The organism is Streptomyces sp. NPDC048637, assembly GCF_040650675.1.
Lineage (GTDB): Bacteria > Actinomycetota > Actinomycetes > Streptomycetales > Streptomycetaceae > Streptomyces.
In genome coordinates this window covers 120,854-141,655 of record NZ_JBEZHQ010000018.1, presented here as the reverse complement: position 1 = coordinate 141,655, position 20,802 = coordinate 120,854, and the positions used below count along the sequence as shown (strand labels likewise).

17 protein-coding genes are annotated in these 20,802 nt (G+C 70.7%); 10 read left to right on the top strand and 7 right to left on the bottom strand.

Annotation, left to right across the window (positions count from 1 at the left end; translation table 11 throughout):
• Positions 1-54: 54 nt before the first annotated feature.
• Positions 55-888 (bottom strand): alpha/beta hydrolase, encoded by an 834-nt coding sequence (locus AB0C46_RS22875; protein ID WP_362829871.1) that lies wholly within the window; start codon positions 886-888, stop codon positions 55-57.
• A gap of 66 nt (positions 889-954) precedes the next feature.
• Between AB0C46_RS22875 and AB0C46_RS22870 the strand changes: the two genes are divergently transcribed.
• A complete protein-coding gene (locus AB0C46_RS22870) occupies positions 955-1,560 on the top strand; it encodes a CGNR zinc finger domain-containing protein (RefSeq protein ID WP_362829870.1) in 606 nt (201 codons plus the stop codon).
• 159 nt (positions 1,561-1,719) lie between these two features.
• Here AB0C46_RS22870 and AB0C46_RS22865 read toward each other — a convergent pair whose 3' ends face one another.
• Together AB0C46_RS22865 and AB0C46_RS22860 are read right to left on the bottom strand one after the other, a co-directional pair.
• Positions 1,720-2,214: a hypothetical protein gene (locus tag AB0C46_RS22865; protein WP_362829869.1), complete on the bottom strand. Its 495-nt coding sequence runs from the start codon at positions 2,212-2,214 to the stop codon at positions 1,720-1,722.
• Between the two features lie 101 nt (positions 2,215-2,315).
• Positions 2,316-2,696: a DUF6415 family natural product biosynthesis protein gene (locus tag AB0C46_RS22860; RefSeq protein WP_362829868.1), complete on the bottom strand. Its 381-nt coding sequence runs from the start codon at positions 2,694-2,696 to the stop codon at positions 2,316-2,318.
• 49 nt (positions 2,697-2,745) lie between these two features.
• Between AB0C46_RS22860 and AB0C46_RS22855 the strand changes: the two genes are divergently transcribed.
• From AB0C46_RS22855 to AB0C46_RS22840, 4 genes are all read left to right on the top strand, one after another.
• Positions 2,746-3,711 (top strand): helix-turn-helix domain-containing protein, encoded by a 966-nt coding sequence (locus AB0C46_RS22855; protein WP_362829867.1) that lies wholly within the window; start codon positions 2,746-2,748, stop codon positions 3,709-3,711.
• Positions 3,712-3,908: 197 nt separating this feature from the next.
• Complete coding sequence (locus AB0C46_RS22850; protein WP_362829865.1) at positions 3,909-4,121, top strand: hypothetical protein; 213 nt, start codon at positions 3,909-3,911, stop codon at positions 4,119-4,121.
• Positions 4,122-4,143: 22 nt separating this feature from the next.
• Entirely contained in the window at positions 4,144-4,620 is a 477-nt protein-coding gene (locus AB0C46_RS22845) for a hypothetical protein (RefSeq protein ID WP_362829864.1), read from the top strand.
• A gap of 92 nt (positions 4,621-4,712) precedes the next feature.
• On the top strand, positions 4,713-5,531 hold the full coding sequence (locus tag AB0C46_RS22840; RefSeq protein WP_362829863.1) for a class I SAM-dependent methyltransferase: 819 nt from the start codon (positions 4,713-4,715) through the stop codon (positions 5,529-5,531).
• 118 nt (positions 5,532-5,649) lie between these two features.
• Here AB0C46_RS22840 and AB0C46_RS22835 read toward each other — a convergent pair whose 3' ends face one another.
• Positions 5,650-7,458 carry a bifunctional metallophosphatase/5'-nucleotidase gene (locus tag AB0C46_RS22835; RefSeq protein WP_362829862.1) on the bottom strand — a complete coding sequence of 603 codons (1,809 nt, stop codon included), beginning with the start codon at positions 7,456-7,458 and terminating at the stop codon, positions 5,650-5,652.
• Between the two features lie 175 nt (positions 7,459-7,633).
• Between AB0C46_RS22835 and mshD the strand changes: the two genes are divergently transcribed.
• On the top strand, positions 7,634-8,551 hold the full coding sequence (mshD, locus tag AB0C46_RS22830) for a mycothiol synthase (protein ID WP_362829900.1): 918 nt from the start codon (positions 7,634-7,636) through the stop codon (positions 8,549-8,551).
• A gap of 257 nt (positions 8,552-8,808) precedes the next feature.
• On the opposite strand, the gene AB0C46_RS22825 is transcribed toward mshD, so the two are convergent.
• From AB0C46_RS22825 to AB0C46_RS22815, 3 genes are all read right to left on the bottom strand, one after another.
• Entirely contained in the window at positions 8,809-10,134 is a 1,326-nt protein-coding gene (locus tag AB0C46_RS22825; RefSeq protein ID WP_362829861.1) for a hypothetical protein, read from the bottom strand.
• 13 nt (positions 10,135-10,147) lie between these two features.
• The gene (locus tag AB0C46_RS22820) at positions 10,148-13,519 is read right to left on the bottom strand and encodes a PQQ-binding-like beta-propeller repeat protein (RefSeq protein ID WP_362829860.1); all 3,372 of its coding nucleotides are present in this window, start codon (positions 13,517-13,519) and stop codon (positions 10,148-10,150) included.
• Between the two features lie 127 nt (positions 13,520-13,646).
• The gene (locus tag AB0C46_RS22815; protein ID WP_362829859.1) at positions 13,647-14,267 is read right to left on the bottom strand and encodes a GNAT family protein; all 621 of its coding nucleotides are present in this window, start codon (positions 14,265-14,267) and stop codon (positions 13,647-13,649) included.
• Between the two features lie 106 nt (positions 14,268-14,373).
• Here AB0C46_RS22815 and AB0C46_RS22810 point away from each other — a divergent pair, with 106 nt between their 5' ends.
• The 4 genes from AB0C46_RS22810 to AB0C46_RS22795 all read left to right on the top strand — a co-directional run bounded on the left by AB0C46_RS22810 (position 14,374) and on the right by AB0C46_RS22795 (position 20,705).
• Positions 14,374-15,459, top strand: coding sequence for an ABC transporter ATP-binding protein (locus AB0C46_RS22810; protein ID WP_362829858.1), 1,086 nt, complete (start codon positions 14,374-14,376; stop codon positions 15,457-15,459).
• Entirely contained in the window at positions 15,456-16,502 is a 1,047-nt protein-coding gene (locus tag AB0C46_RS22805; protein WP_362829857.1) for an ABC transporter permease, read from the top strand. Before AB0C46_RS22810 ends, AB0C46_RS22805 begins: the two co-directional genes overlap by 4 nt.
• A 590-nt stretch (positions 16,503-17,092) precedes the next feature.
• Positions 17,093-19,375, top strand: a complete 2,283-nt coding sequence (locus AB0C46_RS22800) for an RNA degradosome polyphosphate kinase (RefSeq protein WP_362829855.1) — start codon at positions 17,093-17,095, stop codon at positions 19,373-19,375.
• Positions 19,338-20,705: a CHAD domain-containing protein gene (locus AB0C46_RS22795; RefSeq protein WP_362829854.1), complete on the top strand. Its 1,368-nt coding sequence runs from the start codon at positions 19,338-19,340 to the stop codon at positions 20,703-20,705. The genes AB0C46_RS22800 and AB0C46_RS22795 overlap by 38 nt, the downstream gene beginning before the upstream one ends.
• The last annotated feature ends 97 nt before the right edge of the window (positions 20,706-20,802 follow it).

Genomic DNA, 20,802 nt, shown 5'->3' with positions numbered 1-20,802 from the left:
CGTCCATGACGTCCCGTCCCGCAACACCTGGATTCGCCGAAGCGGCACCACACTTCAGGCGAAAAAGCGCAGCAGCGCCGCCGCGGTGCCGTGGGGGTCGTCCTCGGGGGCGAAGTGGCCCGCTCCGGGGAGGGTTTTCTGGACGGCACCGGGGATGGCGGCGGCGATGCGGTCGCTGGTGGCAGGGTCGAGCCACGCGTCCTGTTCGCCCCACAGGACCAGGGTGGGAACGGTGATCTCGCCGAGGCGGGCCACGGCTTCGCGGGTGTCCTCGTGGCTGACGGCGGCGACCTGGTCGATCCAGCGCTGCTGTCCGTCGAGGCCTGCCCACGGGGCGAGGTAGCCGTCGGCCGTCTCCTGGGCCATCGGGTGGTGGGTGGCGGTGCGGAAGCGGGCGGCGATGAGGTCGCCGAAGATGTCGGCCGGCATGGTGCGGTAGACGTCTGCGTGACGCTGCTGGTGCTCCGTGAACGGGGTGTTCCAGGGGCCCAGGAGGGCGGCGTTGAGCAGTACCAGCCGGCGGACGGGCACCCGCTCGACGAGATGGGTCCGTGCCACGATCCCGCCGCCGATGTCGTGGCCGACCAGGGTGGGCTCCTCCAGGCCCCAGTGCTCGGTCAGCTCCGCCAGGGTGCGGGCCTGCCGGGCGATCGAGGGCGTGCCGCCCGGGGCCGTGCGGGAACCGCCGAAGCCGAGCAGGTCCCATACGTACACGGTGTGCTCGCGGGCGAGGAGGGGGACCACGCCCCGCCACAGGTAGGACGAGGCCGGCGTGCCGTGAACGAGGACGACCGGGGGGCCTTGGCCGAAGACGCCGGTGGCGACCTCGCCTCCCGAGACGCTGACGCGCTGGTCCAGCTTCCATGTCGCAGCAGTCTGCACGGTCACGGCAACCCACTCCCTCGCTAAGGGGTAAAATCGACTTAGTCCGGTTACGCTAGCATGGAGTAAGGCGTGAAATTTGATTTTTCCGATTACTCGTTGGGGGCGGGGGTGGCGACCAGCCTCGTCAACACCTCTCCCCGCGTGCGCAGCGCCGGCGAAGTGCTGGCCGACCCGGTTGCCCTGACCGCGTTTCTGGCCGAGCACCATCTGCATCCGGACGCGCTGGCCGACGGGCGCAGGCCGACGCCGGACGATCTCGATCAGGTGCGCGCGCTGCGGCAGGAGATCCGCGCCATCCTGGAGGCGCCCGCCGAAGAGGACGTCGTGGACGCTGCGGCCGGGCTGGTGGCCCGCGCCGGTATCGGCCCCTCGTTGTTCCGCGACGGCGAAGGCCGATGGCAGTGGTGCGTCGCGGCCCGGCCGGAGGCCTCGCTCGCTGACGAGTTGGCCGTCCTCATGGGCGTCGGGCTGCTGGGAGCGTTGCGGACCCTGAGTCATGGGCGGTTCCGGCACTGCACTGCCGAGGGATGCCAGGGCATGTTCGTCGACACCAGCAAAGCCGGTAAGCGCCGCTACTGCATGCCGGAGGTGTGCGGCAACCGGCGCAACGTCGCCAACCACCGCGCCCGGCGGGCCCGCGACAGCGCGGGCACCACCCGGAGTGTGTCTCCTTGACGGGTTGGCGAGTTGCCTGACTTCGTCGCTGTCCTCTTGCGGCGGTTAGGGCGGGAGTTTGGGTTCTGCCTCGGCGGCCGCACCGCGGGCTGCCGCCCACGGCATGTGTCCGCCGAGGCGCTCAGGAGTTGATGCGGTGGGTGTGGGGCTTGACGACGGTCACATGAGGCCATGCATTCGGGCGCAAGGCCTGTGCACGCGGAGGGTGTTGTCGGGGAGCGTCCGCAAAGGGCTGCGCGGGAGAACGACACGAACACCGTCCTCGGGCCACAGGGGTTCGGGGCACAGCTCGCAGCGCTGCGCCGGCTGCCCGAGATGCGCGAGGGTGCAGACCGCGAGGTCTTCCACGAGCCACTCGTCAGCGATGTGGCCGCCGTCCCATCCATCCGGGTACGCCCAGTGCGGGCCGGGCCCGTCGGTGAGGTCGGTACCAGGTACGCCGAACTCTGTGACGCCTGTGCGTACCTTCACGTAACGGGAGATGCGAGCCCAGGGCCACGGACGACGGTTGGCGGCGCCGCGCGGCAGTAGCCAATGCACCATGTCGCCATCCGGGACGACGATGTGTGGAACGGGAATGGTCCCCAGAGCGAGCATTGCCGTGCCGATGACGTCGGGGGCCTCGACCACGTCCAGGATCTTGCCGATCCGCATGGGGACCACCTGCGCCCCCGCGGGCGGGCGCCATGGTCCTTGCGGCGTTCCCTGCCTTCGAGCGGGGGTGACCCTTGGCGGGCTCGTCTTCGATCGGTCTGTCATTGCTGCTGCCCTTGGTGGTCGATGAGCCATTGGCAGTCTTTTGCGAGCTGCTGCACTTGAACGTGCGCCGAGAGCACACCTGTACCCAGACCCTGTCCGACCTGGCGTTCGATGCCATCCAGGCGGGAAATCTGCTGGTGCCATGCGATGCCGCCGTGCCACAGCTTGTCGACAGCCGCCTTGGCGGTCGGCAGCAACGAGCCGATATAGCCGCAGAGTTCGGTTTCCAGCTCGGTCAGTGCTTCATGGTTCAGCGGCGCGCTGCTCTGGCCGCGGGCGCGGCTGATCGCGTACCGCACGCTGTTGAGGTCGAGGTCTTGCCCGTTGAGGTCCGCTGCGGTTGCCTCGCACGCTGAAGCCCTCTGTTGCGTCGTCATCGTGTGTTCCCTCCCGGTGACGGGTAGTGAACCGACTCAATCGCCAGGCATGCTGGACGAGCCAGGAATGACCCGCGTTCTGCATACGGCTATGCGCAAAGTGAATGGTGGCGCGGGCGTCGGGGGCAGCGCTTGTACAACCGAAGGGGCGGGGCTGATGAGTTGGTCGTCGCAGGCAATTCTGGAGGCTTCACGAGTAGGCGACTACGGCAAGGTCGTGAAGCTCGCACGTGCGGCACGTCGCGTGTCACAGAAACAGCTTGGGGAAGCCTGCGGAACGAGCCAGTCTGCTGTGTCCCGTCTGGAGAAGCGTGGGTCTGACTCGTACGACACTGCACAATTGGCGGGAGCGGCACAGCACTTACAGATCCCTCCGCACCTGGTCGGCCTCGCCGATCGCACAGCGGCTCTCGCTGCGAAAGCAAAAGTAGAGGGCACTGACGTGGAACGGCGTAATTTTCTCGCGGGTGCTGCGGCTGTTGCCGCCGCGCCGGCCTTCTCGGCTTTCCCGGCTACCCGTCCGCAGCCTGCGGACGGCGGGCAGGCTGCCACACTGCGTGTGGCGACTTCAGCGTTTCGGCGGATGGACGGCTCGACGGCCTCGCGTCTTCTTGTGGAACCAGTCTTGGCGCACCTGCGGTTTGCGCAAGGCTTGGCCGGCGAGGCTGAGACGAAGGAGCAACGGGTACGGCTCGCCGCTGTGGGGAGCGAGGTTGCCGGCCTTGCCGCTTGGCTGTCATGGGACATGGGCGACTACGGGTCGGCCCGCACATGGTACGGCTCAGCGGTAAAGGCAGCACGGAGCGCTGCCAACCCTCTCCTGACGGCATATCAGGTAGGCAGCCTGGCACAATTTGAAGCGCACGCGGGCAATGCTTCACAGGCGTTGGACCTGTGCCGCGCTGCACGCAAACAGCTGGGGGGCGCCCACACACCGCTGATGCGTGGCTGTCGAGTGTGGAGGCCCTGGCGCATGCTGCGGCGAGGGACGAGGCAGCAGCGGACGCGGCACTGACCGCTGCTGCTCGTAGCGCGGAAAAGATCACGGACGACGAATCGCCCCCATGGCCATGGGTATTCACCTTCAACGACAACAAGGTCGCAGCGTGTCGTGTCTCCTGTGGCGCTCGCCTTGGGATTCCGCGATGGGTTTCGGGTGCCCAGGATTCAGCCGGTGCGGCCATGACAGCTGGGCATGAGAAGCAAAGGGCATTGCTGGCACTCGACGTAGCGTCCGGGCACCTGGCAGGCGGTCGCCTGGACGCGGCGTTTGGGTTGGGTTCGCGCGCATTGGAGATCGGCCTGCGGTACAAGTCTGGACGGATCGTAGAACGGGCCCGCGCGCTACGCCGGGGCTATGCATCGGCAACGCCAGCGAAGATCGTGCGCGATTTCGACGAACGTCTCTATGGCGTTTTCCTGTGACCACCACGAAAGGGGCGTTGCTGTGAGGATCGGAATCACGGGGCATCGCGGACTGTCAGCCGCTGTCGAAAAGCTGGTCAGGGCGGGCCTTGATGCCGAGGTGAAGAAGCACGAGCCGACGGAGCTGTGTGGTGTCTCGTGCATCGCGGACGGCCCCGACACATGGTTCGCCGAGTCTGTGCTCGCTGCTGGTGGGCGGATTGAGGTGGTGATTCCTGCTGTCCAGTACCGGGATGGCTTGCCTTCCACACATCACACTGCCTACGACGCACTGCTCCAACAGGCCGTAGAGGTGCATCACACGGGCATGAGGGAATCAACGTCACAGGCGCATATGACGGGTAGCGAAATCCTTGTCGGCCTCGTCGACCGGCTGATCGCTGTATGGGACGGGCAGCCCGCACGTGGCTTCGGAGGAACGGCTGACGTGGTGGCCTACGCGCGGCGCACAGGGGTGCCCGTGGACATCGTTTGGCCCGAGGGCGCAACGCGCGACTAGACACAGCCAGCGATCGCCCATCTGCGCGAGCGCATCGTGAACGCCGCTATGCCCGTGGTGCTGTCCGCCGCTGACTCATCGGAGCCGCTGACGTGACCGACCCCTCTGCCGAGCACGACGCCGCTGTGACCGATCGCGCAATCCTTACTGGTAGTGCCTACAACACCGGGCGGGACCTTTCCGCTCGGCAGTCGCTCTATCAGTGGCAAACGCCGCGCTATGACCTACCGGGCATCGTCGTCGAGCAGTTGGAGGGGACGCGAGGCACGGTCGTCGATGTGGGATGCGGCAACGGCAAGTTCATCGAGCGACTGCGGTGGGACCGGCCCGAAATGCGGCTGCTCGGCCTCGATGTCTCGCTCGGCATCCTCGCCGGAGTACCGCGTCCAGTGGCTGTGGCAGACGCCGCGCAGCTCCCCTTGGCGTCGACAAGCGTCGACGGTGTGCTCGCTCTTCACATGCTCTACCACGTCGAGGACATTCCGACGGCGGTCAAGGAACTCGCCCGAGTCGTCAAGCCGGGCGGAGTCGTGATTGCGTCCACCAACAGCGCCCGCGACAAAGCAGAACTCGACCATCTGTGGGAGCGCTCTGCGGGCGACGTGCTCGGCGTGGACAAGGGGCCGACCAGGATTTCCCTCAGTGCCCGCTTCTCCTTGGAGCAGGCATCAGACCTGCTTGGCGCGGCGTTCGACAAGGTCGAGACGATCGCGCTACCGGGGACCATCGCCGTGCGCAGTCCCGAGCCGGTCATCGCTCACATGAAGTCGTACCGCGCGTGGGCCGATCACCATGCAGTGCCGTTCGAGGAAACGGTCGAGCGGGCCCGGGAGATCGTGTCCGACCACATCAAGAGGAACGGCGCGTTCGAGATCGGGTGTCTTGGCGGAATGCTCATCTGCACTCGCTGAGCGGTCCCACCGACGACCACGTCCCCGCTCCGGCACATAGCCGGAGCGGGGACGCGGTGTGCGAGGGAGGCGGGTCGGTGCCCGACGTCGTCGAGGGGCGCCGGCCGGCTGGTCCGGGCTACTTCACCACCGTGATCCGATCAGCCTTCGGCGGGGTGAGGGGCTTGTCCGCCGAGGAGTGTGCGGTCAGGTAGGCGGTGAAGGCGTCCAGGTCGGAGGGGCCGACGTACTTGTTCTTGCCGTCCTTGAAGGCGGGGAAGCCGTCGCCGCCGCCGGCCAGGAACTCGTTCATCGCGACGCGGTAGGTCTTGGCCGGGTCGAGGGCCGCTCCGTTCAGCTTCACCGAGTCCTTGACGATCCGGTCGGCGCCCTTCTTGGTCATGTCGAGGGTGTAGGTGAGTCCCTTGGAGACCTGGAGGATCTTGGGGGAGGCCTCGTTGGGGCCGCTGACCTGCTGCTGGAGTGCGGTCAGGAGCTGGGCGCCGGTGAGGTCGACGACGTTCATCATGTTGGTGAACGGCTGGACGGTGAACGCCTCGCCGTAGGTGACCACCCCGTCGCCCTCCGAGCCGGACGCCTTGAAGGCGAGGTCGGAGCGCACTCCGCCGGGGTTCATCAGCGCGAGCTGGGCGCCGCCCTTGCCGTCCGCCTTGGTGGCCTCCAGCTGGGCGTCGGAGATGACGTCGCCGAGCGGTGACTCGGGGGCATTGGCGCCGCGGCCCGCGATATCGGCGGAGATATGGCCGACGGGGCGGCCCGCGACCGGCGCGGCCAGCTTGTTCCAGCGGGTGATCAGCGACGTCATGTCCGCGGCCTTGGGCTGGGTCCGGTCGACGACGTGGTTGGCCGCATGGGGCGCCTTGACGGTGGTCCGCACGATGTCGTGGGTGCGGCGGTCGTAGGTGAGCGTGGTGTCGGTGTAGAGCTTGCCGTACGACGCGGCGGAGGTGACGGTGCGCGGCCTGCCCGACGGGTCCGGGACGGTGCAGGCGTAGGCCTGGTGGGTGTGGCCGGTGACCAGCGCGTCGACCTGGGGCGTGACGTGCTTGGCGATCTCGGTGATCGGTCCGGAGATACCGTCGCCGGGGCCGGGGCTGTCGCAGTTGTAGTTGTACGAGGTGGAGGCGGGCAGTCCGCCCTCGTGGATGAGGGCCACAACCGACTTCACGCCCTGCCGGTTGAGGACCTTGGCGTACTTGTTGATCGTCTTGACCTCGTCATGGAACTTCAGGCCCTTGATGCCCTCGGCGTTGACGATGTCCGGGGTGCCCTCCAGCGTCACCCCGATGAAGCCGATCTTGACGCCCTTGTGCTTCCAGACGGTGTACGGCTTGAGCAGCGGCTTACCGGTCTTGTCGTCGGTGACGTTCGCGGTGAGGTAGGGGAAACTGGCGCCCCGGAACTTCTTGCCGTCCTCGTAGCAGCCGTCCTTCGGGTGACAGCCGCCCTTCTGGAGGCGCGTCAGTTCCTTCCGGCCCTCGTCGAATTCATGGTTGCCGACGGAGGTGACGTCCAGGCCCAGTTTGTTCATCGCCTCGACGGTCGGCTCGTCGTGGAACAGACCGGAGAGCAGGGGGCTGGCGCCGACCAGGTCGCCGGCCGCGGCGGTGACCGAGTAGGGGTGGCCCTTACGGGCCGTCCGCAGCGACTGCGCGAGGTATTCGGCACCGCCCGCCTGCACGCTCTTCTTGCTGCCGTCCGGCTGGATCTCCTCGACCGTGCCGGAGGAGCCCTGCGGCGGTTCCAGATTGCCGTGGAAGTCGTTGAAGGAGAGCAGCTGGACATCGACCGTGCGGCCGGTGCGGGCGGCGTGGGCGGTGTCGGCGCCGGCCGGCAGGGCGGTGGCGGCAATTCCTGCGGCGGCCAGAACGGTGGCGCCGATCGTCAATCTTCGTACGGTGCGGCGCCGTTGCGGTGTCGCGGACATGGGTTCCCCTCCTGGATGTTCCTGAGCGGACGGCAGCTTATTGTCGACGCGCGTAGTGCAACAGGGGCGCCCGGGTGACGAGCTGGTTGCCGGGGAAGGGACGGAGTGCGGGTGGTGCCCCTCCGGGGACCCGGCGGAGTCGTACGCTTCACACATGAATGACGCTGCACAGGAGATGGGCCGGGCCGGCCGCAGGATCCAGGTGGTCGACGAGCTGGCGCCGGAAGCGGGCGTGGCCGTCCTCGAACTGATCGAGCGGGCCGCACGTACGGACGGGCAGCCCGCCGTGTCCGAGCAGGGGCGGCTGCAGCTGCGCGGGGGCGAACGCGAAGGCGTGCGCCATGTGCTGGTGTACTCGCGCGGCGACGAGGGCGAGGAGCTGGTCGCGTACGGGCAGCTGGAGGACAACGACCCGGTGGAGGCGCCGGCCGCCGAACTGGTGGTCCACCCGGGGCACCGGGGCCGCGGCCACGGCCGGGCGCTGGGCGGTGAGCTGCTGGAGCAGTCCGGGCGCCGGCTGCGGGTCTGGGCGCACGGCGGGCATCCGGCCGCCCGGCACCTCGCGCAGACCCTGGGGCTGACGATGTTCCGGGAGCTGCGGCAGATGCGGCGCTCGCTGACGGATCTGGAGCTGCCGGAGCCGGTGCTCCCGGAGGGGGTGTCCGTACGGACCTTCCAGCCGGGCACCGATGACGCGGCCTGGCTGGAGGTGAACGCGGAGGCGTTCGCACACCACCCGGAGCAGGGTTCGCTGATCCAGCGCGATCTGGACGACCGCAAGGCCGAGGCCTGGTTCGACCCCAAGGGCTTCTTCCTGGCGGAGAAGGAAGGGCGGCTGGTCGGCTTCCACTGGACCAAGGTGCACGCCGACGCGGGCCTCGGGGAGGTCTATGTGCTCGGGGTGCGGCCGGGCGCCCAGGGCGGCGGCCTGGGCAAGGCGCTGACCTCGATCGGGCTGCGCCATCTGGCCGGGCAGGGGCTGCCGACGGCGATGCTGTACGTGGACGCGGACAACAAGGCGGCGGTGACCGTGTACGAGCGGATGGGGTTCGCGACGCACGAGACGGATCTGATGTACCGCTCGGAGACGTGAGGCCGGGCGTAGGGCTGAGGTCGGGTGGTGGCCTGAGATCGGGCGGAGACCTGCGATCGGGCGGTGGCCTGAGACCGGCCCCGCTGCAAAGACGAAGGGGCGGACCCTCGTGGTCCGCCCCTTCGTCTTTGCAGCGGGGCTTGCTCGTGCGCCCAGGGGCTTTCTCCCGCGGCCGTGCCTCGGCGGCGCTGACAGCATGCGCTGACGCGGCGGTAGGCGATCACGCAGCAGGCACGCTTGAGGACGCCACGCCGGGGCTACGGCGCGAGAAGCCGGCCCGCCGCCACCGCCGAGGCCACCGTCCCTCCGGCCACCACCGCCGAGGCGGCGAGCAGCGGAATCCGCAGGCTCCATGTACGCAGTGCCGGTGAACGGGAGACCCGGTTCAGCAGTGCGTCCCGGCCGCGCAGCACGATCAGGCCGACGCCGGTGAGCGTCAGCGCCATGCCGAGACCGAAGGCGGCGACCATCGCCAGGGCGAGGGCGACCTTCCCGGTCAGCAGGCCGGTGAGCAGGACGAGGAACGCCGACGGCGAGGGCAACAGGCCGCCGGATGCGCCGAGCAGCACGAGACCGCGCCAGGTGAGCAGCGAATGGGCGTCCGGGATGTGATGACTGTGCCCGTGTTCGGGTCCGTGTCCGGGTCCGTGCCCGTGCCCGTGTCCGTGTCCGTGCCTGGGCCCGTCCTGGCCCCCGTCCTCGTCCCCGTCCTCGTGGTCATGCGCGTGGTGATTGTGGTGCTTTCGATGGCGCAGATGCCGACTGAGCAGGCTCACGCCCACCCCCGCCACCACCAGGGCCGCGATCAGCTGCAGCCACCCCGTGAGAGCCGCGATGTCCGGTGTGCTGTTCGCTGCCAGCCACCAGCCGATCGCCAGGACCGCGACCGAGAACGTGTGCATCACGGCGACGATCCCGCCGAGCCACACCGCATCGCGCGGCCGGCCCCGGCCGCCCACCAGGTATCCGCCGACGAGCGACTTACCGTGCCCGGGCGCACAGGCATGCAGCGCGCCCACCGCCGTGGCCACGAGCAGCGCCACCGGGAGCACGCCGCCGTGGTCCAGAAGCGAGGCCAGGTCCGTGGTCCAGGCCCGCGCCGAGGACGCCGCACCGGATCCGGTGTCCGACGGGGTGAGGGCGAGCGTGCGGGTGGGCTCCCGCGCCGTGTGCAGTCCGCCCCTGCCCGCATCCGTCACCGACAGCGTGCGGTACGCCGGGTCGATGTCCGTCAGCGCGGTGACCGTCAGGTCGATCCGGTCCACCGGTCGCGGGCAGACGAAGCGCAGCGTCCGTCCCTCCGCCCGGTCGACGCGGCACTGCCGGCCGTGCTGGCGTATGACGAGGTGCGCGCGCAGATAGCCCGCCTCGTCGCCGCCGGACTCCCGCTTCAGAACGGCGATGTCGTCCGGTTGTGCGGACCAGGTCGCGTCGACGGTGTTCGAGGGGGCGCCGCCCGCCGTCTCGATCTTGACGACGGGCGGGGTGCCGAAGGGGTGCGCCTGCGCCGTCCCCGCGCTGCCGAACAGCAGCGCGGGGACGGCGGACAGCAGGAGCAGCACCCCGGTACGAAGTGATCGCACGTGGTGCTTCCCCTCAGTCCCGGCGTGCGGACAGTGCGTGGACCGTGCCATCGTCCGTGAGGGCGAAGACCCAGTCGCCGCTGACGGAGAGGGCCGAGGCCACTCCCGCACCGAGGTTGTACGAGGCGACCTGTGTGCCGGTGTCACGGTTCAGGACGAGGAGCCGTCCGTCCCAGGTCCCCACGTACACATGTGCCTTCGTGACCAGCGGATGCATGGTCGGTGACCCGCTGCCGGCCGAACAGCCCATGGCGACCCGCCACTTGTCGTCCAGCGGGCTCTCCCCCGGCAGATAGCCGGACTTGGACTCCCACACCGGCTTCGACGGGTCGGCCGCCCCGGTGTCGTAGGCCCGCACGACACCGTCCCGGCCCGCGGCATAGGCGGTGCCGCCCCACACGGCCGGGCTGGTGAGCGGGGCGCGGCCCGGCTCGCAGACGCTGCCGCCGCCCAGCTTGGACTCCCAGGTCACCGCCCCCGTCTTCGGGTCGTGCCCGCGGGTGCCGTACGCCGTGAACGTCACCAGCTTCGCCTCGCCGCCCGGGGTGGCCGGGTCGGTGAGCACGGGCGAGGAGTGGCTGTCGATGTCGCCCGCCGTGTCCTTCACCCAGAGCTGCTTGCAGCTCGCGAGGTCCATGGCGATGACGGTGTTGCTCGACGAGGAGTGCAGATAGGCGGTGTGGGAGCCGGGCTCGCGGACTGCGGTGCTGTGGGACTGGCCCCACGAGAGAGCGGCTCCGAATCCGCCGGGCAGCAGCCCGCCGGTCTTCGCGTCACGGCAACGGATCATGTCCGCGTCCTGGTGGACGGCGACCGTCCGGGCGTCCTTGCCGGTGAGGTCGAAGACGCTGACCGGCCCGCCCGCGCGGCCGTAGCGGCGCACGGTGTCGCCGTGGGTCTCCTCGCGGTCGATCGACTGCCAGGCAATACGGCCGGTTCCGGCGTCCAGGGCGTAGATCCGTCCGACCCCGGTCGTCAGATACACCGTGCCGTTGTGGAGCGTCGGCGCGGACTCGGCGTCGCCGTCGAGGTAGGTACGCCAGACCTCGCGACCGGAGGCGATGTCGTACGCGAGCATCATGCTGTACGGCGAGTCGAAGGCGCGGGACGAGACGATCAGCTTGCCGTCCGCGATCACCGAGCCGTTCAGGTTGAACTGCTCGCCGGTCTGCCGGGCCCACTTCAGATCGAGCTTCGCGCCCGGCTCATCGCCGCTGGCCGAACGTCCGGCCTCGCCGCCGCCCTGCCGCAGCCAGTCCTGCCCGGTACGCGGCTTCGCGAGCGCGGAGTCCCGAACGACCTCGAACTCGTTCTTGACCACGGGGAACTTCCCGCCCCGGGTGTCGTACGGGACCGACTCGGCGGTGTACGTGCCGGGCCGCAGCCCGTGCAGTGTGTGACTCGCCCGGGTCCATGCGCCGCGTGCGTCGGGACAGGGCTCGGGCTTGCCGCCGGGCGGGGTGTAGCAGTTCTCGGTACCGGGCTTGCCGGCTCCCCTGCCGAAGCGGACCGTGGTCCGCTGCACCACCTGGCCCCGGCCGTCCCGCACGGTGAGCGAGGCCTTCGCGGGCGTACGGCCGTCGTCCTCCGCGTAGATCTCGACGGGGACTCCGGCCTGCGCGCCGTGGACGCTGCCCCGGGCGGGGCTGACCAGGGCGGAGTCGTCGTCGATCTCGAACTGCCGGTGGGTGCCCGCCACATGGCCGGTGTCCTCGTTGCGGCGGGTGCGCGGATTGTCCGTGATGGCGCTGAAGTCGAGGACCTTGTAGTCGGGGTGGGCGCCGTCGATGCCGTACGTGCCCTGGTTGTTGACCTCGACCGAGCGCTTGAAGGCGCCCCGCCGGAACTCGGCCTGCTGGTTGTGGCCCGCCGCCACCATCCGTACGTCGTACTTCGCGAGTTCGTCGATCGTCGGCTGCATGCCCGCACCCGGGCCCCACTGGGTGAACAGCGAGCGGTGCGCGAAGACGAAGACCTGCTTGCCGGCCGCGTGCCGGGCGAGGTCCTTGCGGAGCCACTCCAGCTGCGGCTTGAGTCCGCTGGCGTCGTAGTTGTCCTCCAGGACGACGATATGGCGGCCGTTGCGGTCGAAGCTGTACCACTCGGGGGCGAGGTTGCGGCGGTAGTGCTCCAGGCTTCCGGCGTAGCCCTGGGACGAGGCGGTGCCGCCGAAGTCGTGGTTGCCCATCACCGGGTAGAAGGGGTGGCCGAGCCGCCCCTTCTCCAGGCCCTTGCTGAACAGGTCGTACCCGCCCTGGCGGCGCGGTTCGGCCGCATAGTCCGTGACGGTCAGGTCACCGGTCGCGATCTGCATCGTCGCGCCGTCGACCTCGGACATCGCCTGGACCTGGCCGGTCCACTGGGGCAGGACGCTCCGGGCCTCGGCGTCGGTGCGGTTGCCGACCTCGGGGTCGGAGTTCATGACCCATTTCTCGGTGGGGTTCGAGGCGTTGCGGTCGGGGACGAGGGCGAAGTCGAGGCCCGTGCCGCCGGTCTCGGGCACCTTGTGGAAGAACTGCGGGATGTAGTCCTTGCGCAGGGCGGGCGTGTAGCCGTCGGGCGAGACGATGCTGACGAGGTCGGTCTCGCGTCGCGCCGGGTCGATGTCCAGGCGGTACGAGCCGTCCGCGCCGGTGGTGGTCCAGGCGGCGCCGTCGGTGACGTCGATACCGGGCATGGGCGGCTCGGCCGCGTCGCGCTTGCCGTTGCCGTTGCGGTCCTTGAAGACGGTGCCCTCGGCCGTGGCGGTGGCCGCCGCCGGGCCGGTGTCCTCGGCGAAGGCCGCCTGGGGCGCGAGGAAGGAGAGCACGACGGCGCCCGCGGCCGCCGGCCGGAACCGGCGCCGGTTGCGGCGCACCGCACCGACCAGGGACGGCAGTCGCCGGGCGGCGATCAGCAGCAGCACTCCGGCGGCGGTGACGAGGGCAACGGTGAACCAGGGGGAGGCCGGCAGCGAGTGCGCGCCCCGGACGTCGACGAGCGGGGTGCCGGCGGAGGCGTCGACGGCGGTGCCGTCGAATTCGACGACTACCTGGGACAGCCCGCCCGCCTCGATGAGCGGGGCCAGATCGAGCGCGTCGACGTGGCAGCTCCAGGCCAGTTCGACGACGACACCGCCGGGCACTCCGCCGTTGTCGCCGGGCACGCCCGAGCCGGTGGCCGGGCAGGGGGCGGACAGCAGTCCGGCCGCCCAGGCACCCGCCTGCTCGGGGGCCGCGACGGCGTGGTGCACGATGAGGCGACCGCTGGTGACGTGGTTCCCGGTCGCGATGACGAGTTCCGCATGTTCGCGCGACACGTGCGCGAACGCGGGCTGGGCTCCGACGCCCAGCAGGAGGAACAGCAGCGCGAGGGCGAGCCCGGCCGCTGTGCGTATGTGTGTCATGGACGGGACGTTAGGGATACGCTGCCCGGTTTCCGGTCGGTAGGGGGCGACTTTCATCAAGTCGTCCGCAAGCGTTCAGCGCCCGCTCCCGCAACCGGGACCTGGATTCACGCGGGGGAGCGGACCGTCAGGTGCCCGACACGGAGCGGTGTGCCTGCTGTGCCCGCCACTCGCGCGCCAGCATCGCGTAGATGACCTCGTCGCTCCACTCCCCGTCGAGGAACTCGTTCTCCCGCAGATGGCCCTCCCGGCGCATCCCCAGCCGTTCGAGGAGCCGGGCCGAGGCGGTATTGCGACCGTCCAACTCGGCCTGGACGCGGTGGAGGTGCAGCTCCTCGAAGCCCAGCTTCAGCAGCGCCCGGCTCGCCTCGGTGGCGTAGCCGTGGCCGGCGTGGTCGGGGTGGAAGACATAGCCGATACCGCCCTGGCGGTGTTCGCGGCTGTTCCAGACGAAGGTGACATCGCCGACCAGGGTGCCCCCGTCCCGGACGACGACGGCGAGCTGCAGGATGTCGCCGGACTCGCGCAGCGTCGTACGGGTGGTCTTGGTGGTGACGGAGGTCCGGGAGCCGGCCTCGTCGAGCGGGCCCCAGTAGAGATAGCGGCAGACGTCGGGGCGGCGCTGGTAGGCGTAGATCGCCTCGAAGTCGTCGTGGGCGACGGGGCGCAGATCCAGGCGTTCGGTGCGGATCGGGTAGTCGGGGGTGTACGGCAGCGGTGGTGTCGCGGGTGCGGAAGAGGTGGCCACCCGCGCAGCGTAGGCAGCGGAGGTTGACAGCTGCAGCCCATTTCCCCCACCCTTTCACTACTTAATTAGTGGAATGACTCGGGGGTGCGGGATGCGGTCGAGGGCCATGGACCAGGTGACCGGCCGGGCTTCGGGGCGTACCGCCATCGAGGCGGTCGGCCTCGGTAAGCGGTACCGCCGCCGCTGGGCGCTGCGCGACTGCACCTTCCGGCTGCCGGCCGGCCGTATCTGTGCGCTGGTCGGACCCAACGGCGCGGGCAAGAGCACCCTGCTCTCGCTCGTCTCCGGGCTGACCCGCCCCCGCGAAGGGGCCGTACGGGTCTGGGGCGAGGCGCCGGCCAGTGCCCCGGCCCGCGACCGGGTCGCCCATCTCACCCAGGACAAGCCGCTCTACCCCCGGCTGACGGTCGCCGAGACCCTGCGGCTGGGCCGTGAGCTCAACCCCGGCCGCTGGAGCCGGCGGTGCGCCGAACGGATCGTCCGGGACGGCCATCTCTCCCCCGACGCCCGGGTCGGCACCCTCTCCGGCGGGCAGCGCACCCGCCTCGCGCTCGCCCTCGCCTTCGCCAGGAGCCCCGAACTCCTGCTGCTCGACGAGCCGTTGGCCGGTCTCGACCCGCTCGCCCGGCACCGGATCACCGCGCTGCTGCTGGCCCAGGCCGCCGAGCACGGCACCACCGTCGTGCTGTCGTCGGACCTGCTCGCCGAGCTCGACGGGGTCTGTGACTATCTGCTGGTGCTGGGCGGCGGCCGGGTGCGGCTCGCGGGCGAGGTCGATGACGTCATCGGGGCGCACGCCCTGGTGATGGGGCAGCGCCGGGGCGAGGCGCTGCCGCCCGAGATCGCCGCGCATCCGGTGGTCGAGGCGCAGCTGTCGGGGCGTCACTTCACCGCGGTCGTACGGCGGAAGGGCCCGGTCGCCGCCGGCCCCTGGGAGGCCGCCGAGCCGTCCCTGGAGGAACTTCTGCTCGCCTATCTGCGCACGCCCGACGCACCCGACCTGATCGCACCGAGCGCAGAACCGGTCTCGGCGCCCGTGCGCCGCGGGCCCGGCAACAAGCCCGGTATCCCCGGCCTGCCGCGCAACGGGCCGCCCGGCCCGGCAGGCCTGCGGGGCGGCTGGCAGCAGCCGCCGGACAGCACACCACGCATACGGCACAACCATCACAGCGGCAAGGGAGCGGCGGCATGACCACCACAGCACACCTCGGGGCGAACGGGACCGGGCCCACCACGGGCGATCCGGGCGGCGCCCGGGAGCCGGGCCGCCGCGGATGGCTGGGCGGTCTCGGCTGGCTGGTCTGGCGGCAGCACCGGCTGTTCTTCGGCGTGCTGCTCGCCGCCGTGGTCAGCGGCGCGGTCTGGTGCGCGGTACTGCGCGACCGGACGGCCGGGTTCATCGCGGCCCAGCACATCGACGGCTGCTCGCTGATCTCCCTGGTCCCGCGCTGCGAAGGCACCCAGGCGGCGGTCACCGCATTCCGCAGCACCTACGGCCGCCCCCTGCAACTCGCCGAGGCGGGGCTGCTGTTGCTGCCCGTAATGATCGCCCTGTTCCTCAGCGCGCCGCTGATCGCCCGCGAGCTGGAGGCCGGCACCCACAAGCTCGTACTGACCCAGTCGGTCGGCCCGCTGCGCTGGCTGGCGGCGAAGGCCGCGCTGCCCGCGCTGGTCGTGCTGACCGCCACCACGGCGCTCTCGGCGGTGTTCGCCTGGATGTGGCAGGTCCTCGGCGACGAAGTCTCCGGCTCCTACTGGTACTCGACGCTCGGCTTCGCCTCCCTCGGCCCGGTGCCGGTCGCCTACTCCCTGCTGGCCCTGGCGGTCGGGGTGCTCGCCGGGCTGCTGCTGCGCCGTACGGTGCTCACGATGGGCGTGACGCTGGGCGCCATGGTCCTGCTCCAGGTCGCGCTCCAGCAGCTCAGGCCGTATCTGATGCCGATGGGGAGCACCGAGTTCCGGCCCAAGCAGTCGGCCCAGCTGCCGGACAGCGCCTGGCTCGTGGGGCGGGGGTACTACACCCGCTCCGGCGCCCATCTGTCCGACACGCTCTGTGACTCCGCCGGCGACTACGAGTCGTGTCTGCGCACCCACGATGTGGTGGGCCAGTACATGGACTACCACCCGGCGTCGCACCACTGGCCGCTGGCGTGGATCGAGAGCGGGATCGTGCTCGTGCTGACGGCGGTACTGACCGTGATCGCCTTCCGGGTGATGCGCCGCCGGCACGGCTGAAAATCCGCCCGCCCCGATATCCCGGCGGTTTTCCCCTCCCGGCCATGACGGGATATCCCTCCCGCGCCCTTCGCCGTCGCATTCCGCCCCGGAATTCCGGCTCAGCTACGGAGAGGCCGGGAGGGAAAACGGCGGCGCCCGCCGGGGCTCGCCCCGGCGGGGCCCGTCCCGGCGGGGCGGACGGCCGCGGCCGCATTCCACCATCCCGTCCGGCCGCATTCCGCAAAGTCGCCGTCCGTGCCATGCCTTGATCAAGAAATCCGCGGCATTTCTCCCGGCTCACCAGGCGTGTTACAAAGGCAGCCCAGGGGGTAGTGCACGGGACGCGGCCCGCCGATCGGCCTCCGGTCCCGGCCTCCGAGCCGCGCCGCCCCGGCGTGGCGACCGGCCCCGGTGCCGACCCGAAAACCCCTGGGAGTAGCACCCCGCTTGCCTGTCCGCCATATCCGCGTTACCGGCGATTCAACGTCGCTTGCGAGCATTGCTGAATGCAGCCCGCTGTGCCGAACGTCCCGAACCCGAGGCTCCATCTCGCGCCGCCACCACCTCCTGACGCGCCTGAATGCCCCGGAACGCGGAAGAATAAGGCCATGAACCAGCAGCCCAGCGCTCAGGCACAGGTCCAGCCCGAGATGCCCCCCACGAAGCCCCCGCAGGCCCAGGGCCCGTCGGTCCAGCCTTCCGTGGGCTCCATCGCTGCGCACCGTCCGCAGGCGGTCCGGGGCACGGTGCCCGGCCTGGAGCCCGACCTGGACGCCGATCCCGACGCGTACGAGGACGAGGGCGTGGTGGGCGCGGACGGCGAGGAGCTGCCCAGCGGCCGGTTCCTGGACCGGGAGCGCAGCTGGCTGGCCTTCAACGAGCGGGTGCTCGAACTGGCCGAGGACCCGGCCACCCCCCTCCTCGAACGGGCGAACTTCCTGGCGATTTTCGCCAGCAACCTGGACGAGTTCTTCATGGTCCGGGTCGCGGGCCTGAAACGACGGATAGCCACCGGCGTCGCCACCCGCTCCGCGTCCGGGCTGCAGCCCCGTGAGGTGCTGGACCTCATCTGGACGCGCTCACGCGAACTCATGGCCCGGCACGCCGCCTGCTTCCAGCAGGACATCGCCCCCGAGCTCGCTGACCAGGGCATTCATCTGATCCGCTGGCCCGAGCTGACCGAGAAGGAGCAGGCCCGCCTGTTCACCCTCTTCCGCCAGCAGATCTTCCCGGTGCTCACGCCCCTGGCGGTGGACCCCGCGCACCCCTTCCCGTACATCTCCGGCCTCTCGCTGAATCTGGCCGTCGTCGTCCGCAATCCGGTCAGCGGCCATGACCACTTCGCGCGGGTCAAGGTGCCGCCGCTGCTCTCCCGCTTCCTGGAGGCCTCCCCGCAGCGCTACGTCCCCATCGAGGACGTCATCGCCGCCCACCTGGAGGAGCTGTTCCCGGGCATGGAGGTGCGCGCGCACCACATGTTCCGGGTGACCCGCAACGAAGACCTGGAGGTCGAGGAGGACGACGCGGAGAACCTCCTCCAGGCGCTGGAGAAGGAGCTGATGCGGCGGCGCTTCGGACCGCCGGTCCGCCTGGAGGTCGAGGAGTCCATCGACCCGGCCGTGCTCGACCTGCTCGTCCAGGAACTGAAGATCTCCGACGCCGAGGTCTACCCGCTGCCCGGCCCGCTCGACCTGACCGGCCTCTTCGGGATAGGCGCCCTGGACCGGCCCGAGCTGAAGTACCCCAAGTTCGTGGCCGGCACCCACCGTGACCTCGCCGAGGTGGAGTCGGCGTCCGCGCCGGACATCTTCGCCGCCCTGCGCTCCCGCGACGTCCTCCTCCACCACCCCTACGACTCCTTCTCCACCTCCGTCCAGGCGTTCCTGGAGCAGGCCGCCGCCGACCCGGACGTGCTCGCGATCAAGCAGACGCTCTACCGCACCTCCGGTGACTCGCCGATCGTGGACGCCCTGATAGACGCCGCGGAATCCGGTAAGCAGGTCCTCGTCCTCGTCGAGATCAAGGCCCGCTTCGACGAACAGGCCAACATCAAGTGGGCGCGGAAACTGGAGGAGTCCGGCTGCCATGTCGTCTACGGCCTGGTCGGGCTCAAGACGCACTGCAAGCTCTCGCTCGTCGTCCGCCAGGAAGGCGAGATGCTGCGCCGCTACTCCCATGTGGGGACCGGCAATTACCACCCCAAGACGGCCCGGCTCTACGAGGATCTCGGGCTGCTGACCGCCGACCCCCAGGTCGGCGCCGATCTCTCCGACCTCTTCAACCGGCTATCCGGCTACTCACGCCGCGAGACCTACCGCCGTCTCCTGGTCGCCCCCAAGTCCCTCCGGGACGGCCTGGTCCAGCGGATCGACAAGGAGATCACGAACCAGCGGGCGGGCCGTCCCGCCTACGTCCGCATCAAGGTCAACTCGATGGTCGACGAGGCCGTCGTCGACGCGCTCTACCGCGCCTCCCAGGCCGGTGTGCCGGTCGACATCTGGGTCCGCGGCATCTGCGCGCTCCGGCCGGGCGTCACGGGCCTGAGCGAGACCATCCGGGTCCGCAGCATCCTCGGCCGCTTCCTCGAACACTCCCGGGTCTTCATCTTCGGCAACGGCGGGGAGCCCGAGGTGTGGCTGGGCAGCGCCGACATGATGCACCGGAATCTGGACCGCCGGATCGAGGCGCTGGTGCGGGTCACCGACCCGGCGCACCGCGCCTCCCTCAACCGGCTGCTGGAGAGGGGGACGTCGGATTCCACCTCGTCCTGGCACCTGGGTCCGGACGGCGACTGGACCCGGCAGGCAGTGGACGCGGACGGCGCGCCGCTGCGCAACGTACAGGAAATGCTCATTGACGCCCGGAGGCGCCGGCGTGGCCCAGCGACATGACCAGCCGACCGGAGGACCGGCGGGTCTCCTCGGTATCGGATACGAGCCCGGCAGGGCACCCGGAGCCCGTTCCGCAGTGGTGGACGGGCCGTACGGGGGGAACGACGGCACGTACGGGCCCGACGACGCCTCGTACGGACCGATGACGGCCTCCCGCACCGGCGACGACGGCACCGACCGCGGTGCCGCCCCCGACATCGGTGCCGGCCTCGCCTCCCATACGGCCGACGAGGTGCTCGCCGCCTACCTGCACCAGCAGTCCGCGGACTTCCTGCGCAGTCTGCGGCTGCACCGGGAGAGCGGTTCGGACGCCGAGGGCGCCGGTGAGGCCGCCCGGCAGCTGCGCCGCGCCGCCCGCCGGATCAGCGCCACCCTGCACACCTTCCGGCCGCTGACCGAGGAGGCCTGGGCCGACCAGCTCCGCTCCGAACTGGGCTGGCTGTCCGGCACCCTGGCCCGCGAACAGGCCTGTGCGGCCCGCCGCGAACGGCTGATGGCGGCCCTGCAGCGGCTGACCGGCCGGGGCCCCGAACGCAGCGACCGCGGGGACCGGGCGGGCCGGGGGGAGCGGGCGAAACGAGGAGACCGCCCGACCACAGGCCCGACCACGGGCCCGGCCACCGGCCCGGCCGCCTCATCAGCCGCTTCGCCTGCCACACCCCCCGCCGCATCCTCCGCGGCTTCCTCTGCCCCTCCGCCCGGCGACCCGGACCCGGACGGCGCACTGGCGGCCGGTGCGGCGCGCGCCGGGGCGCTGCTGGACCGCCAGCTCACCCTCGCCCGCACCCGCGCCCACTCCGCCGCGCTGCAGGCCCTGGGCTCCTCCCGCTTCCACGCCGTCGCCGACTCCGTGGCGGTGCTCGCCTCCGAGGCGCCACTGGCCGGGGCGGCCGGCGAGCTCCCGGCCGATGAGGCGCTCCCGCCGCTCGCCGAACAGGCGCACCGGCGGCTCGCGGAGGCGGTCACCGCACTGCCGCTGTCCCGCGCGGGCTACCCGTACAACGCCGCGGCGCTCGCCGCCGACCAGCGCCAGGACGCGCCCTGGCACCAGGTCCGGATGCTGGTGCGGCTGAGCCGCTACGCCCGGGAGGTGATCGCGCCGGAGACCAGCGACCTCCGGCTCGCGGAGGCCGGCCGGGCCCTGGAGTGGCACCGGGACGCCGCGGAGGCCGCCGCGGCCGCCGCCGCAGCGGCCCGCACCCCCCGCATCGCCCCGTCCACCGCCTACGCCCTGGGCGTGCTGCACGCCGACCAGCGCCACGAGGTGGAGGCGGCCCGGTTCGCCTTCGGCCGTGTCTGGCTGCCCCGGACACCGGACCGCAAAGGCTGAGGAGGCGACGCGGGACATGAACGCGCGGACGGGGCGCGGCCGGGCTGAGAGGGTGGCCGTATGGCCGCACGGAGTGGCCGTATGGCCGCACGGAGTG